Annotated in this window: 12 protein-coding genes, 2 tRNA genes and 1 pseudogene; 2 read left to right on the top strand and 13 right to left on the bottom strand. The window is 64.8% G+C overall.

Features of this window, described 5'->3' with window-relative positions:
• The 8 genes and pseudogenes from TV39_RS13250 to bcp form a co-directional block, all read right to left on the bottom strand.
• Positions 1-215 (bottom strand): annotated as a pseudogene (locus tag TV39_RS13250) (MarR family transcriptional regulator); the annotation flags it as partial.
• Entirely contained in the window at positions 215-1,339 is a 1,125-nt protein-coding gene (locus TV39_RS13245) for an LLM class flavin-dependent oxidoreductase (protein ID WP_043482477.1), read from the bottom strand. The gene TV39_RS13245 and the pseudogene TV39_RS13250, both read right to left, overlap by 1 nt.
• Positions 1,340-1,533: 194 nt before the next feature.
• Positions 1,534-4,752 carry an efflux RND transporter permease subunit gene (locus tag TV39_RS13240; RefSeq protein ID WP_043482475.1) on the bottom strand — a complete coding sequence of 1,073 codons (3,219 nt, stop codon included), beginning with the start codon at positions 4,750-4,752 and terminating at the stop codon, positions 1,534-1,536.
• Between the two features lie 68 nt (positions 4,753-4,820).
• On the bottom strand, positions 4,821-6,326 hold the full coding sequence (locus TV39_RS13235; protein ID WP_043482473.1) for a malate:quinone oxidoreductase: 1,506 nt from the start codon (positions 6,324-6,326) through the stop codon (positions 4,821-4,823).
• 79 nt (positions 6,327-6,405) lie between these two features.
• A complete protein-coding gene (locus TV39_RS13230) occupies positions 6,406-8,076 on the bottom strand; it encodes an ABC transporter substrate-binding protein (protein ID WP_200891020.1) in 1,671 nt (556 codons plus the stop codon).
• 216 nt (positions 8,077-8,292) lie between these two features.
• Positions 8,293-8,967: a fasciclin domain-containing protein gene (locus tag TV39_RS13225; protein WP_043482471.1), complete on the bottom strand. Its 675-nt coding sequence runs from the start codon at positions 8,965-8,967 to the stop codon at positions 8,293-8,295.
• Between the two features lie 246 nt (positions 8,968-9,213).
• Positions 9,214-9,295 (bottom strand) — tRNA-Leu (locus TV39_RS13220).
• A 144-nt stretch (positions 9,296-9,439) separates the two neighbouring features.
• Positions 9,440-9,910 carry a thioredoxin-dependent thiol peroxidase gene (bcp, locus tag TV39_RS13215; protein WP_043482469.1) on the bottom strand — a complete coding sequence of 157 codons (471 nt, stop codon included), beginning with the start codon at positions 9,908-9,910 and terminating at the stop codon, positions 9,440-9,442.
• Positions 9,911-10,006: 96 nt separating this feature from the next.
• On the opposite strand from bcp, the gene TV39_RS13210 reads away from it, so the two are divergent.
• A complete protein-coding gene (locus TV39_RS13210; protein ID WP_043482467.1) occupies positions 10,007-10,489 on the top strand; it encodes a MarR family winged helix-turn-helix transcriptional regulator in 483 nt (160 codons plus the stop codon).
• A 61-nt stretch (positions 10,490-10,550) separates the two neighbouring features.
• Here the strand turns inward: TV39_RS13210 and TV39_RS13205 are convergent, their stop codons facing one another.
• The 5 genes from TV39_RS13205 to TV39_RS13185 all read right to left on the bottom strand — a co-directional run bounded on the left by TV39_RS13205 (position 10,551) and on the right by TV39_RS13185 (position 14,231).
• A complete protein-coding gene (locus TV39_RS13205) occupies positions 10,551-10,805 on the bottom strand; it encodes a hypothetical protein (protein ID WP_144406414.1) in 255 nt (84 codons plus the stop codon).
• 243 nt (positions 10,806-11,048) lie between these two features.
• Positions 11,049-11,124 (bottom strand) — tRNA-Lys (locus TV39_RS13200).
• 106 nt (positions 11,125-11,230) lie between these two features.
• A complete protein-coding gene (locus TV39_RS13195) occupies positions 11,231-12,340 on the bottom strand; it encodes a PQQ-dependent sugar dehydrogenase (protein ID WP_043482464.1) in 1,110 nt (369 codons plus the stop codon).
• An 87-nt stretch (positions 12,341-12,427) separates the two neighbouring features.
• The gene (locus TV39_RS13190; RefSeq protein ID WP_043482462.1) at positions 12,428-13,543 is read right to left on the bottom strand and encodes a sunset domain-containing protein; all 1,116 of its coding nucleotides are present in this window, start codon (positions 13,541-13,543) and stop codon (positions 12,428-12,430) included.
• 76 nt (positions 13,544-13,619) lie between these two features.
• Positions 13,620-14,231: a hypothetical protein gene (locus tag TV39_RS13185; RefSeq protein WP_052500577.1), complete on the bottom strand. Its 612-nt coding sequence runs from the start codon at positions 14,229-14,231 to the stop codon at positions 13,620-13,622.
• An 86-nt stretch (positions 14,232-14,317) separates the two neighbouring features.
• On the opposite strand from TV39_RS13185, the gene TV39_RS13180 reads away from it, so the two are divergent.
• Positions 14,318-15,241, top strand: coding sequence for a LysR family transcriptional regulator (locus tag TV39_RS13180; protein WP_043482460.1), 924 nt, complete (start codon positions 14,318-14,320; stop codon positions 15,239-15,241).
• Positions 15,242-15,245 lie beyond the last annotated feature (4 nt).

The raw sequence follows: 15,245 nt of genomic DNA, 5'->3' as shown, positions 1-15,245 counted from the left end.
TGGCTGAGCAGTACGTTGTCATTGAGCTCGTTCAGGCGCAGCCAGCCGGACGGGCAGCGCGAGAGCGTGAACAGGACATCGTATTCGTTGACGGCCAGCGCCTTGAAAGCGGGGCCGGACTGGAGCCTGCGCATCACCGCCACCTGGGCGCGGAACAGTGATTCCCAGGTCTCGGCGGCGAGCCTCACGGGCGACTCTCCTGGCTGCGCAGTCATCAGGCGTCCTGCGCCGAGGGCTTGCTGAGGGAGTCCTCCTGCACCTGGGCTGCCAGCCGTGCTGCGACCCGTCCGGCGTGCGTCGGCGGTTCCGGGACGTGGGCGGGCGTGAGCGCGGCGTACTCCCTGCGCAGGACCGGCAGGACCTCTTCGCCGAACAGGTCGAGCTGTTCCAGCACGGTCTTCAGCGGCAGGCCCGCGTGGTCGATCAGGAAGAGCTGGCGCTGGTAGTCGCCGAAGTACTCACGGAAGGTGAGGGTCTTTTCGATGACCTCCTGCGGGCTGCCGACGGTCAGCGGTGTCTGCGAGGTAAAGTCCTCGAGCGAGGGGCCATGGCCGTAAACGGGCGCATTGTCGAAGTAGGGACGGAACTCCTTCACGGCGTCCTGGGAGTTCTTGCGCATGAAGAACTGTCCGCCGAGTCCAACGATCGCCTGGTCGGCCTTGCCGTGGCCGTAGTGCTCATAGCGCTCACGGTAGAGGCCGATCAGCTGCTGGTAGTGCTCCTTGGGCCAGAAAATGTTGTTGGCGAAGAACCCGTCGCCGTAGTAGGCAGCCACTTCAGCGATCTGCGGCGTGCGGATGGAACCGTGCCACACAAAGGGGGCTACGCCGTCGAGCGGGCGCGGTGTGGAGGTGAAGTTCTGCAGGGGCGTGCGGTGCTTGCCCGACCAGTTCACGGTGTCTTCGTCCCAGAGCCGGCGCAGCAGGCTGTAGTTCTCGATGGCCAGCTCAATGCCGTCCTGGATGTTCTTGCCGAACCAGGGGTAGACGGGCGCGGTGTTGCCGCGGCCCATCACCAGGTCCACGCGGCCGTCCGCCAGGTGCTGGAGCATCGCAAAGTCTTCGGCGATCTTCACGGGGTCGTTGGTGGTGATCAGGGTGGTCGCGGTGGACAGGATGATTCGTTCCGTCTGCGCTGCGATGTAGGCCAGTGTGGTGGTGGGGGAGGAGGAGAAGAAGGGGCGGTTGTGGTGCTCGCCGATGGCGTAAACATCCATGCCGATCTCTTCGACCTTCTTGGCAATGGCCACGGACGCCTTGATGCGCTCGTGTTCCGTGGGCGTGCGGCCCGTGGTGGGATCAGTGGTGATGTCACTGACGCTAAAAACGCCGATCTGCATGGTGTGCCTTTCCGTTTTCCGAACTGCTCCGGGTCTTGTACCAGTGTAGCCGATTTAGATGCATTTGCATCTATCGCTTGATGTAACGTTCGGCACGCCGGGATATTCCCGCTCGGATAAACAGCAGTGCCCGTACCACCGGGGCGGCACGGGCACTGCTTAGGTCCAGGAACTGCGGTTCTTCAGGGGGCGGGCTATTCGGGCTCGCCGGCCGCAGCACGGCGGCCGGAAACCTTGGGGACCATGCCTGTAGTCCAGTCACGGAACTCTGCGTCGACGTCGTCCGCCGGACCGAAGTCGGGGCGTTCGTGCATCGCACGCAGCAGCGCCTTCTTCTCACGGCGCCCTTCCACCAGCCGGTACAGGACCGGCACCAGAACCAGCGTCAGCGCCGTCGAGGACACCAGGCCGCCGATGACCACCACCGCCAGGGGCTGGGAGATGAAACCGCCACCGCCGGTCAGGCCCAGCGCCATGGGTGTGAGCGCGAAAACCGTGGCCAGGGCGGTCATCAGGATGGGGCGGAGGCGCTGCCGTGCGCCGTGGGTGATGGCGTCTTCCACGTTCATTCCGGGCTGGCCCTCCCGGGGCTGCCGGTATTGGTTGATGAGGTCGATCAGGACGATCGCGTTGGTCACCACAATGCCCACCAGCATGAGCATGCCGATCAGCGACGGCAGGCCCAGCGGCACGCCGGTTGCCAGGAGCAGGGCGATTGCCCCCGTGGCTGCGAACGGGACGGACACCAGCAGGATGAGCGGCTGGATGAGCGACTTGAAGGCCGCCACCATGATCACGTACACAATGGCGATTGCTGCCAGCAGCGCCAGGCCCAGTTGCTGGAACGACTCGGTTTGCTGGGTGGTGGCGCCGCCAATCTCTGCGGTGACCCCTGGCGGGAGTTCAACCCCCTTCAGCCGGTTCTGCACCTCTGTGCTCACGGCGCCGAGATTGGCCCCCGACGGCGTCACCGACACCTTTGCGGTGCGCTGGCCGTTGCTGGCGGTGATGGAAACCGGGATATCCACTTGTTCCACGGAAGCGATGCTTCCCAGCGTCACTGCACCGGCGGAGGAAGGCAGCGGGATGTTCCGCACGGCGGCGACGCTTGTGAACCGTGTGCCCTCGCCGATCTGCACCGGGAAATCATTGGTGTCGATCCGCACTGTTCCGGCCGGCAACGGACTGATGGTTGCGGCCAGGACGCCGGCCACCTGCTCCTCGTTCAGACCGGCCGCGACCGCTTTGGCGCGGTCCACCTTGACCTGGACCACCGGCTGGCTGGCTGCAAGGTTCGTGGCAACCTCGGTGCTGCCCGGAACGCCTTCCATGGCCTTGACCATGGCATCGCTTGCGGTCCTGAGGTCTGCCGAATTGGCCGCCTTCAGGGTGATGTCCACCGTGGATGTGGTGCCGAATCCGCCTTGCTGGGATCCCACGGAGATCTTGCCGGCGTCACTGATCTTCGCCAGTTCGGTGCGTACGGTTTCCTGGAGCCGGGCCTGGTTGGCTTTCTCTTCGGTGACAACGGTGAACGATGAGTTTGAGGCGCCACTGGACGTGAGCGCCGTGAAGCCGGTCTGTGCGTTTCCGGACGTGACCTGGACGTCCTTGATGCCGTCGATGTCCCGCAGTACTTCCTCGACCTTCACGGCTGCCGCACTGGTGTCGGCGAGGCTGGTTCCGGCCGGCAGGACCTGGCGGACCGTCATGCTGTTCTCGCCGGAACGGCCCAGCAGATCGGTGGCGAGCAACGGTGTCATCGCCGCGGTCCCGCCGAGCACCAGGACTGCGGCAATGAGCGTCACCACCGGGTGTTTCTGTGTCTTGGTGAGGATGGGCAGGTAGCCGCGCTGCAGCAGGCTGCGCTGCTCCGCCTCGTGGGCCTTGGCTGCGGCTTCCCGCGCCGCTGCGGCGGACAGGACTGCCCCCGCCTTATCAGCCGGTGCCTTCAGGAACCAGTAGGCCAGAACGGGCACGATGGTCAGGGACACCAGCAGCGACGAGAGCAGCGCGATGGTCACCGTCAGGGCGAAGGGCCGGAAAAGCTCGCCGGCCAGTTCCCCGACGAACGCAATGGGAAGGAAGACCGCCACCGTGGTCAGCGTGGAAGCGGTGATGGCGCCGGCAACTTCGCGGATGGAGGTCAGGATGGCTGACAGTTTTGTCTCGCCGTAGCTGAGGTGCCGCTTGATGTTCTCGATCACCACAATCGAGTCGTCCACCACGCGTCCAATGGCGATGGTGAGCGCCCCGAGGGTCAGGATGTTCAGCGAGTATCCCGTCGCGGACAGGCCGATGAAGGTGATGAGCAGGGACAGCGGGATGGAAACGGCAGTCACCAGGGTGGACCGCACGGACATCAGGAACACCAGGATCACCGCGACGGCAAAGCCCAGGCCCAGCAGGCCTTCCGTGGTGAGGTCCTTGATCGACTTTTCGATGAACGGAGCCTGGTCGAACACCGGGGTGAACTTGGCGTTGGATCCCAGCTCAGCCTCAAGCTGCCCGATGGAGTCCTTTACTGCATGCGAGATCGCCACCGTGTCGCCCTCGGGCTTTTTGGTCACGGAGAGGGCCAGCGTTTCCTTGCCGTTCGTGCGGGTAATCGATGTGCGGACGTCATCCTTGATGCTCACGTCCGCGACGCTGCCGATGGTGGCGGCGTCTTTGGCGCCGCCAAGCGGCAGGGCCTTGATGGCGTCCAGGGAGTCCACCGGGCTGCCGATCTGCAGCGAGAGCGTCTTGCCCTGTTCCTCGATGGTGCCTGCCGGAACCAGTGCCCCGTTGTTCTTCAACGCATTGCTGATGGACTGGATGGTGGCGCCCTTGGCCGCCATGGCCTCGGGGCGGGGAAGGATCTGGATGTGCTGGCTGGCGCCGCCGGTGACGTCGGCCCCCCGGACACCGTCGAGCTTCTGAATCCGGGGGACGCTGAGCCGCTGCAGATCGGCGTTCAGTTCACTGAGCGGCTTGTCGGAAGAGACTGCCAGAAACACAATCGGGAAATCGCTGATGCTGCCTGCGATGGCCTGCGGCTGGACGTCGTCCGGCAGGGCGCGCTTGGCGTTGGAAATGGCGCGGTCGATCTGGTTCCGTGCCCGGTCCAGGTTTGAGCCGTACGTGAACACCATGGTGATCTGCGAAACGCCCGTCCGGGAGGTGGACGACGTCGACTCAAGCCCCTCGACACCGTTCAGCGCAGTCTCGAGGGGCCCGCTCACCTGCTTGTCTACTACCTCCGGCGACGCGCCGGGCATGGCCGAGATGACCGTGATCTGCGGAAACTCGATGGAGGGAATGAGTTCCTGCTTCAGCGAGGACATGGTGATCACGCCGAACACCGACGCGAAGACGGTGATCAGCGCGATCAGGGCCCTGTTTGCCAGCGATAGTTTTGCCAGCCGGTACATCTCATTGTCTCCTGGTGGGTTAACGGTCTTGTGGTTGGGGGTGGAACCTGCCGTAACCCGAACAGGGCTCAGCTGGAGGGTGCGTCTATGGCTTCCAGCTGGAGGGTCTTGGCGGTTTCCGCCTCCAGCTCTGCGGCCAGCTCCGGGTTGTCGTTGAGCTTGATGCCGTAGCCGGGCATCATTTCCTTGAGCTTGGACTGCCAGCCCTTGAAGTCCTTGGGGAAGGACTTCTGCAGGAGTTCGATCATGATGGGAACAGCCGTGGAGGCGCCGGGGGAAGCGCCAAGCAGCGCACCGATGGAACCGTCGCGCGCGGCGATCACTTCAGTGCCGAACTGGAGGACACCGCCCTTCTTCGGATCCTTCTTGATGATCTGAACACGCTGGCCGGCGGTGATGAGTTCCCAATCGCCGTCTTTTGCTTCGGGGTAGTACTCGCGCAGGGCCTCCACCTTGTCGCCGTGGCGCTTGGCCACCTCCTTGACGAGGTAGGCGGTCAGGTCCATATTGTCCTTCGCCACGGCAAGCATCGGGATGATGTTGCTGGGCCGGATGGACAGCGGGAGGTCCAGGTACGATCCGTTCTTCAGGAAGTTGGTGGAGAAGCCGGCGTACGGGCCGAACAGCAATGAACGCTTGCCGTTGACGTAGCGGGTGTCCAGGTGCGGAACCGACATGGGCGGAGCTCCCACGGACGCCTGGCCGTAGACCTTGGCGCTGTGCTGGGCGGCGAGTGCCTGGTCGGTGCAGCGGAAGAACTGGCCGGAGACCGGGAAACCGCCATAGCCCTTGCTCTCCGGAATTCCGGAGGCCTGCAGAAGGTGCAGGGCGCCGCCACCGGCACCGACAAACACGAACTTCGCGCGGATGTTGCCGTGTTCTCCGGACCCCTTGTGCTTGAGCGTCAGGTCCCATCCGCCGCCCGGGGCGCGGCGGATGCCGTTGACGTCGTGTCCGTAGTTGATCTCCACGCCGTTGTTGCCGAGGTAGGTGGTCAGCTCGCGGGTCAGGGCGCCGAAGTCGACGTCGGTTCCTTCGGCCGCGCGGGTGGCCGCAATCCTCTGCCTGGGGTCGCGGCCCTTGACGATCAGGGGCGCCCACTTGGCGATCTGCGCGTGGTCCTCGGAGTACTCCATGGAGCGGAAGAGGGTGTTCGGCTTCAGCGCTTCATACCGGGTCTTCAGGAAGTCCGCATTGGCGTCACCGATGACGAAGCTCATGTGCGGAACCGTGTTGATGAACCCCTTGGGGGACCCGATGAGCGAGTTGCTGACCAGGTGGGACCAGAACTGGCGGGACAGCTGGAACTGCTCGTTGATATGCAGCGCCTTGGAAGGATCAACCGAGCCGTCTTTGGCTGCGGGGGAGTAGTTGAGCTCACACAGTGCGGCGTGCCCTGTTCCTGCGTTGTTCCACGGGCCTGAGCTTTCCAGGCCGGCTTCGTCGAGCCGTTCGAACAGCGAGATGGTCCAGTTCGGTTCGAGCTGCTTGATGAACGCACCCAGCGTGGCGCTCATGATGCCGCCGCCAATCAGGACGACGTCGGCATGTTGGGTCTTGGATATGAAAGTCACAATCAGTCTCCGATAGCAGCGGCTCTGGCTGTCACAGAATATCCCCGAGCACCCCACTAACTGAAATTGGGGCGGTCCGTCAAGGTTTTAGCTCCACCTTTGTGAAAACCTCGTTTAATACCGGCGAGGCAGGGTACTTCAGCACCCGGTCGGAGAGGGCCAGCGCGGAAATGGGGAAAGCAATGGGGACGGCGGGGACCGATTCGGCGATCTGGGCGTTGATGGTGCGGTATTGCTCCGTCCGCTCCGCGCCCTCCGGCAAGCCGCGTGCCCGCGCGATCTTCGAGAAGACCTGTGGATCCTGGTAGCCGAATTCGCCGGTCTTCTCGCCGAACAGGGGACCCACGAAGTTGTCCGGATCGGCGTAGGAACCGTTCCAGCCGAGCAGATGCAGGGCGTGGTCCCCGGGCGACTGGACCTTTTGCAGGTATCCGTCCGACCACTCCACCGGCACCGGCTTGATGTTGAAGCCCACCGCGGTGAGTTGCTTGCTGAGCTCGGCATACACCTTTTCGGGCGTGGGAAGGTAGGGCCTGGTGACATTCAGGGGGTAATAGAACTTGAGTTCCTCGCCCTTGTACCCGGCTTCCTTCAGAAGCGCCTTGGCCTTGGCCGGATCATGGCCGAGGGAGGGGGCGTTGTTGTTGAACCCGCTGAGCTTGGGCGGGACGAACTGGGTCGCCTGGGCGGTGTTGTCGATAAAGAACCGGCGGATCAGCGTTTCCTTGTCCACGGCCAACTCGATGGCCTGGCGCACCTTGATGTTCTGCAGGATGGGAACTTCCTGGTTCATACCGAGATACATCACGGAGAACGGGTCGCGCTGGATGATCTGCTGTCCGCGTTTGACGAGCTGGTCGAAGTTGCCCACGGTGACGGCATCGTAGCCGTCGATCTTCCCGTCGAGGAGGGCCTGGAGCCTCGACTGCGGATGATCGTAGGTGACGAAGTTGATGGTGCCGATCTGGCCCTTGTCGCCCCAGTAGTCCTTGTTGCTGACCAGCTTGACGCTGGAATCCTGCCACGCTTCGAAGCTATAGGGGCCCGTGCCGACGGGATGGAGGGCATAGGCCGAGACCGGCTGGCCGTCGCGGGTCTGGCTGAGGTTGTCCGCCTTCTGTGCCGCCATGGCCGTAGGGGAGGACATGGCGAAAGCCGGGAGCGTCAGGGCCTGCAGGAACCCGGTGAACGGCTGGGTGAGGTCGATCCGGACATTCCCTGCGGAGACCGCAGTGCAGCCCTTGTAAATGGAGAGCGATGCCTGGTCTGCATAAGCCTTGAACACACCCTTGAACGAGGTCCCCGGGGCCTGCGTCCGCAGGCTCGCCGGGAAATTAAACCAACGGTTGAAGTTGGTACAGACGGCTGCTGCATCGAACGGTGTGCCGTCCTGGAAGGTGACACCTTCGCGGAGCTTGAAGGTGTAAGCGCGGCCCTCGTTTGATTCTGCCCATTCGGTGGCGAGCAGGGGGGTGGGCAGCCCTGTGGTCTGGTCCACTCCCACGAGGCCCTCGAGGACCTGGCGGGTGATCCGGTAGGACTCCACGTCTGACGCCAGCGCGGGATCGAGTCCCAGCGGCTGGGCTGCCGTGCCGAAAGTGAACGTCGCGGTCGGGTCGGACGTGCCGGCAGGGGCCGCGGAGGAGGACGCCGGTGCCGGAGCAGGCGTTCCTGTGCACGCGGCCAGCAGCAGCGACAGGATCCCCGCACCGATACTGGCTGCAATGCGGCGCGATTTACTGCTGGGCACTCGATGATCACCTCTGGGCGGCCGGAAGGTCCGCGGACAGCGGACCGGTCCCCAGTCTAATTGACCGATCCTGGACACTTGCCGGATGCGCGCCGTGCTGCCGGCGGGGCGTGCGGGGAGCAAAACGGGACCCGCACCGGACGGTGCGGGTCTCGTTTTCTCCGGGGTCGGTCCAGAGAGTCAGGCTGGAGCCGCAGCAGGAGCGTTGGTGGTTGCCTACTTCGGCATCAGGACGGAGTCCACCAGGTAGACCGTGGCGTTGGCGGTCTTGACCCCGCCGCAGATGACGCTGGCGTCGTCGACCTTCAGCGCATCCTTGGTGCCCGTGACGGTGACGGAGCCGCCCTGGACGGTCTTGTGGGTTCCCACAATGTTGTCAGGGGTGATCTGGCCGGGAACCACGTGGTAGGTCAGGATCTTGCTCAGCAGGGCGTCGTCGGTCTTGAGCGTTTCGATCGTGGCTGCGTCGATCTTGGCGAACGCGTCATCCACCGGTGCGAAGACCGTGAATTCACTGCCATTGAGCGTATCCACGAGGTTGACCTTGGGGTTGAGCTTGCCGGAGACCGCTGCCGTGAGGGTGGTCAGGAGCGGGTTGTTGGAAGCGGCAACCGCAACCGGATCGAGGGCCATTCCCGCTACCGATCCTGCGCCGCTGGGGACCTTCTCTGCGTAGCCTGCGCAGCCGGGGCCCACCAGGTTGGCGGCGGGATCCATGGCGGCCGCGGAGCTGGCTGACGGTGACGGGGCCATGCTTGAAGCGGCCGGCGTGGAAGCCGGTGCGGAGGAGCTGCTGGCCGTGGTGGCAGATCCGCCGCATGCGGTCAGGCTCAGCAGAGCTGCAGCTGCAACACCTGCAACGGTGAAAGTTGTGCGCTTGAATGACTGCATTTCGATTCTCCTTGTTAGTGCCGATCATTGCCTGCGGCGAACGACTTCTTCGATCACTGCTCTGGCTGTTTCCGACTGCGGGCACCGACCCTAGGTTGGTGTCTCAATGGGTATTCGGCTGTTCGGCAGGAAAGGATGGGTGAACCGGGAAATCTTTTTTCGAGGTCTTCTTCAGGCACTGGAGCAGGTTGTTAAACGAAGGAATCCCGGACCGTGAGGCCCGGGATTCCGAGGATCGTGCAGCTGTGCGCAAGGGGGGACTTGAACCCCCACGCCCGAAGGCACAGGAACCTAAATCCTGCGTGTCTGCCAATTTCACCACTCGCGCGCGGCGCCGCCGTGCTTGCTTTTCCTGCTGTCCCTGGGAAAGCGGGAAACGTTCGACGGCGGATTCCAGGCTCCAGTGTACCTGCCGGGGGCGCCTTCCGCTTGAGCAGTGGCAGGCCGTGCCCGCTGGTGCCGGACTGGATTCCTAGGCCAGGCCAAGGTCCCGGCGGAGCTTTGCCACGTGGCCGGTGGCCCGCACGTTGTACTGTGCGACGGCCACTTCGCCGTCCGGATCCACAACGACCGTGGACCGGATGAGCCCCTCATAAGTCCGCCCGTAGTTCTTCTTCTCTCCCCACGCGCCGTAAGCCTCGGCCACGGCGTGGTCCTCGTCGGACAACAGCGGGAAGGTCAGGCCTTCCTTCTCTGCGAACGCGGCGAGCTTTCCGAGGGGATCGGGCGAGACGCCCAGGACGTCATAGCCTTCCCTCTGCAGGGAGCCAAGGGTGTCGCGGAAGTCGCACGCTTCCTTGGTGCAGCCGGGCGTCGACGCTGCCGGGTAGAAGTACACGATGGTGCTCCGGCCCCGGTAGTCCTTCAGGCTGACGTCCTTCCCTGTGGAATCTTTCAGCGTAAAGTCCGGTGCGGGAGTGCCGGGAGTAAGTCGTTCAGCCAAGGTTTTCTCCTTAGGAATGTTCTGGACATTCAAGCTTAGTAAGCGGGGGAGCGAGGGACGAATCCCACGCTGGCTATACTAAGTTGTATGCCTGATATGGATCGCTGGCCCACTGGGCGCCTTTTGTCCACCGCGGCACGTCTCGTGGAACACTCCTGGAATGAGAAGCTGGGAGCCATTGGGCTCACCCATGCCGGGGTGATCGCCATGGAAGTCCTTGCCCTCAACGGGCCCATGACACAGGCACAGCTGGCTCAGTTGGTCCGCGTTCAAGCGCAGACCATGGGCAAGACCCTTAGCCGGCTCGAAGTGCATGGGCACATCCGCCGTGAACGCAGCACGTCCGACCGTCGGAGCCACGTGGTGTCCCTGACCGAGCGCGGGGTGGAGGCTGTAGCCGCCGCAGCCGATATGGAACGAACCGTACTGGCCGCTGCGTCGATCGACCCGGACGTTCTCCGCCAGGAGCTGCAGGCCGTCGTGACTGTCCTGGCCAGCCGCTTTTCCTCGCCTGAGACCAAAGCAATCGTGGCAAGTGCCGAGTCCGGCCTCACCGTGGACGCAAACAGCGTTAACTGACGGCCCGCCGCGCCTGACCGGCCCCCACAGCGGCTGGCAGGACCTGAGCCGGGGTTTCCTCCTACCCCAGAAGCCGGACGGCGATCGCCTCCAGCGCCTGGAGATCCCAGTCCTTGTTCAAGGGCCCCAGTTTGGCCTGCAGAACGGCCATCACGCCCATCTCCAGCAACGCCTGAAGAGCCGAACCGGGGTTTTCGCTGAATTCCAGGCTGCTCTCCAGTGCCGCCAGCGCGCCTGCGTCACTCGACGGAACCGGCAGGGAAGCTGCCATGGCGGCGCCAATGGCCTCGGCATCGGCCTCAATCGTGCCAGTCACAGTAAACCGAAACACAGCCATGGTTTGCCTCTCCCACACCTAGTCGTGACGCCACTCTATCCAGTGCGGCGCGGGTATTCCGATGCATAGGGTGAATTTTTCCCAAAGATATGCCCAGGCTCCGGGACCGGCGCATGCGGCTGTGGAGGATTCCCGGTGCCCGTGTCCGTGGCCGTGGGGAGATTTCCGGGCAAGACAAAACCCCGCCTTCATGGCTTGTGGCCAGTGAAGACGGGGTTTCTGTGGTGCACCCCCCGGGACTCGAACCCGGAACCCATTGATTAAGAGTCAATTGCTCTGCCAGTTGAGCTAGAGGTGCAGCTGTTGTTTTGGCTCTTCCCGGGGGCTTTTGTTTCCCTCGTTCATCTCCGCAACGACATGAAACTCTACACGAGATTTTGCGCAGTGTGAAATCGGCGGCTGTTTCACTCTCCAGCTCTTCCGGGAGGGGCCAAAATCAGCGCGGAATCAGGGTTTTGGTTGTTGGTGAGCATCCACAAAGTGCCGTCCGGGGCAAGGGAAACGTCGCGGATCCGGCCGAACTTAGCTGTGAAATGGCTCACAGGATTGCCCGCATTTTCACCGTCGAGGGGGACAGCCCAGAGCCGCTGGCCCCGGAGTGCCCCGAGATATGCCGTGGAGCCGACGATCTCGAGCCCACTCGGGGAAGAATCCGCGGTGGACGGCCAGACCACCTTGGCATCGATGAAGCCCGGCCTGCCGGGCGCCCCGGTGACCTCCGGCCAGCCGTAATTGCCGCCCGGCTGGATCAGGTTCAGCTCGTCGTCCACGGTTGGCCCGAATTCGCTGGCCCACAGCCTCCCGGCGTCATCCCAGTCCAGGCCCTGCACGTTCCGGTGGCCGAGGCTATAGACCGGGTTGTCACCAAACGGGTTCCCCGGGGCAGGCCGGCCTTCAGCAGTGATCCGGAGAATTTTCCCGCCGAGCGCGTTCGGATCCTGTGGCTGGTCCCGGCGTTGCGAGTCACCGGTTCCCACATAGAGGCTCCCGTCCGGTCCGAAACGTATGCGGCCTCCGTTGTGGGTGGAAGCCTTGGGGATGCCGGAGAAGATGGTCTGCGGCGGGCCGAGCGTCAGTGGGCCCCCGGGTGCGGCCTCACTGAGGGTGAGCCGGGCAATCCTGTTGTCTGTCCTGGCAGTGAAATAGGCGAACAGCGACTTGTCCGAAGCATAGTTTGGTGACACCGCCAGGCCCAGGAGGCCGCCTTCACCTCCGGGAACAACCCCCGGGATGCTGCCAAGCACCGTTATTCTGCCGTCCCTGACCGCTTTGAGGTCGCCGCTGTCACGTTCAGAAATGACGGCTGTGCCATCGGGCAGGAACACCACGGACCAAGGCAGCCGCAGCCCTTCCACCGTCCGGAGGACCCGGGGTTCGCGCGCCGCGTCGGTGCCGCCCGTGACTGGACCGGCGTTGCCCGTGACTGGACCGGCGTTGCCCGCGGGACCGCCGCTGCCGCCGCCGGTGCAGGCGGCCAACGCCAGCGTCCACGCAAGGGCAGAGGCAGCACGCATAAGGTGGCGTCCAAGCGTGGATGTGCTCCTTGGCCGCTTCACAGGGACACCGGCTTCATAAGTACACCGGTCCTATTGTCTGGGGGCCTAGTGCCGGCTCCGGCGCGGGGCGCGGAACCCTGCCGCTTCGGCGTGGGCGGCCGACTCGAACCAGACTTCGGCAGTGGTTTCTTCGTAGGAGGGGCTGGTTTCATCGTGGTAGATCATTGTTTGCGCATTGCCCTTGACCGTGTAGCCGTCGGGTCCGCTGCCGTCGGGTCCCGGTGCTGCTGAGCCCTCCCCATAGGGCTTGTCCGCTGCCAGGTGTCCTGCCGGCTCCGCCGCATGGCTTGCGGCTGCCTCCGTGGCAGCCGATGAGGCGGCCGCCTGCATTGTCTCTGCATCCCCTTCGGAGAGGACGCCGGCGCCGCTCACGGCGGCCGGAGCGGTTGCGCCGGCGGGCGGAGCGGTTGCGCCGGCGGGCGGAGCGGTTGCGCCGGCGGGCGGCAGTCCGGCGTCGGCTCCGGAATCCCCAATGCCTGAATCCTTGACGCCTGCGTGCCTGATGCCTGCGTCGCTGACGGCCGTGTCCTGGGCGTCTTCCGCCGCTGCGGATTCGGCGCCGGGAAGCGTGGGCGCGTGGGGCTCCGTGTACTCAGGGTGGTGCACCGGAACCTGATGTCCGGCCGCGGCGGGCGACGTTTGTCCGGCGGGAGTCTCCCCGGCCACTGATTCCTTGGCCGGAGACTCGGAAATATGCGCCTGGGCCGCGTGCGGGGTGCTGCCCGCCTCGGACCACTGCGCCTCCCACTCGGCCTTGTCCTCCACCTTGCCGGCAGCCGGCACTGCGGTAGCTGCCGTTGTGTCCTCGTCCCAGTCATCCACGTCGCCGCCGGCCGGAGCAGCGTTTGCTGCCGGGGAACCTGCGGGTCCGGGGCTCGACAGTGCGGAGGTCGACGGCGCGGCCTGGGCGCCCTGGCTAAAGCCTGCCGCGCCCGGCATTCCGGCCGTGGCTGCGGCGTCTGCTGACGGTGCAGCACCGCCACCGGCGGGGGCGGCACTCGCAGGGCGGTCGACGGCGGGCTGCGCTGCCCGTGGAGAGGACGCGCCGGAACCGGAGGAGGCGGGTGTTCCGGTGGTGTTCCCTGAACTGTTTCGGTTCAGGAGCCACCACACGACTCCGACGATTACAACGATGACGATGACCCAGATAATCCAGTCCATAGCAGTGCCCTTCTGTACACAAGGCAAGGTTTGCCGTTGCTTGACGTTACGTCGGTGCGATCAGGGCTGTAAAGGCTCAGAGCGGCCGGCCGCGCTGCACGAAGTCCGCCATAAATTCATGGAAGTCCGCGGCATCGTGGGCCTGTTCGATGCTCCGGAGCCGGCGGACGGCACGCTCATCCGGACTTCCGTTCGGCGAAGCGAGGGGCATGGTGTTTTCCACTCCGAAGCGGAAAGCTTTTCCCGTGCTTGCCGCCACTTCGTAGCCGCCCAGGGAAGACCGCACGGCGGGGAGCCGGCGTGCGCGGGCAAGGTTGGTCATATTGATCGCCACCGGCACCCCGGTAGCCGCCAGGGACTTTTCGTCGAAAGGGGCCACGATAACCTCGGCCGGATGCCAGCGGTAGCCGATCACAAAATTCCGCCGCCGCGGGGGAGCCCAGCCCCTCGCTGCGGCTCCCGGGACCTCAAAGCTGTTGGAGCCGCAGACGAGGTTGTAGTCGCCATAGTTGGGTATCTGGCGGTCGAACACGGCCCGGAGCGTTGCTTTGAGCTCCTCGCTGGCGGGCGCGGAAGCAGGGGGTCCCGGAGTGGGGCCGGTTGCCGGGCTGGCGGCGTCGGGGTTGATCGGCGGGGGCTTGCTGTTCACGGTGAAGTCCTGATGGTCGGCCGGCAGGGTGGCTCGCACGCTACCAGACCCTGCGCATGGCGGCGTGTCACACCCCGGCGAGCGACGGCACCGTCCTGACGAGCGCCGTCCTGTAGCCTCGCCTCATGGATTTGAAACGCCTCCGGATTCTCCGTGAACTCTCGGACCGGGGCACAGTAGGCGCCACCGCCGAAGCGATGGAGGTAACGCCGTCGGCCGTCTCGCAGCAGCTCAAGACGCTGCAGGACGAACTGGGTGTGGTCCTGGTTGAAAAGTCCGGCAGGGGAGTGCGCCTGACGGAAGCGGGGCGGGCCATGGCGGCAGCGGCGGCCGATGTTTCCACGGCCATGGCGCGCGCCGAAGCCACCATTGACACCTACCGGCGGGGCTGGCAAACGCATGTCAAAGCGGCTTTCTTCCCAAGCGCGGCGGAAATGTTCCTCCCCGGCCTCCTGCACCGCGTCAAGGCGGTGGAGGGCCTAAGGTTCGAGGCCTGCTTTGAGGACCCGGGCGTTGCCGGGTTCGCTGCCCTGGCCGCCGATTACGACATTGTGCTGGCCCACAGTGTGGATGGTCCCGATGTTTTTGCCCGGCAGGGGCTGGTGGTGGTTCCGCTCCTGAACGAACCGCTGGACGTGGCCGTGCCCGCGGGGCACGTGCTGGCGGCAAAGCCTTCGCTAACCGCCCGCGATGTGGTGGGGTTTCCGTGGATGGGCGTCCCGGAAGGCTTTCCGTTCGACACGGTGCTGCGCCAGATCGAGGTCCAAGCAGGTTCCCCGGCGGTCCGCGCGCAATTGTTTCCGGACCTTCGTGTCCTGGAGGCCCTTGTCAGTGCCGGCCACGGATTGAGCCTGCTGCCGCGGTACACGGCCCTGGGAAACCAGGAACGCGGCTTCGTCCTGCGTCCCTTGCTCGGAGTCACTGCCCGCCGGAGCATCGTGGCGCTGGCACGTCCGGACGTGGCGGCCCGCACCACCATCGCCCAGGTTTTGTCCATGCTCGAGGCCGAGGCGGCGACCATCGACGCGGCGGGGCCACGTGACGGCTGACACA

The organism is Arthrobacter sp. SPG23 (assembly GCF_000876655.1).
In the GTDB taxonomy this organism is placed as follows: Bacteria; Actinomycetota; Actinomycetes; order Actinomycetales; family Micrococcaceae; genus Arthrobacter.
The sequence above is the reverse complement of the archived record's forward strand: the minus strand, read 5'-3'. Positions and strand labels throughout refer to the sequence as shown.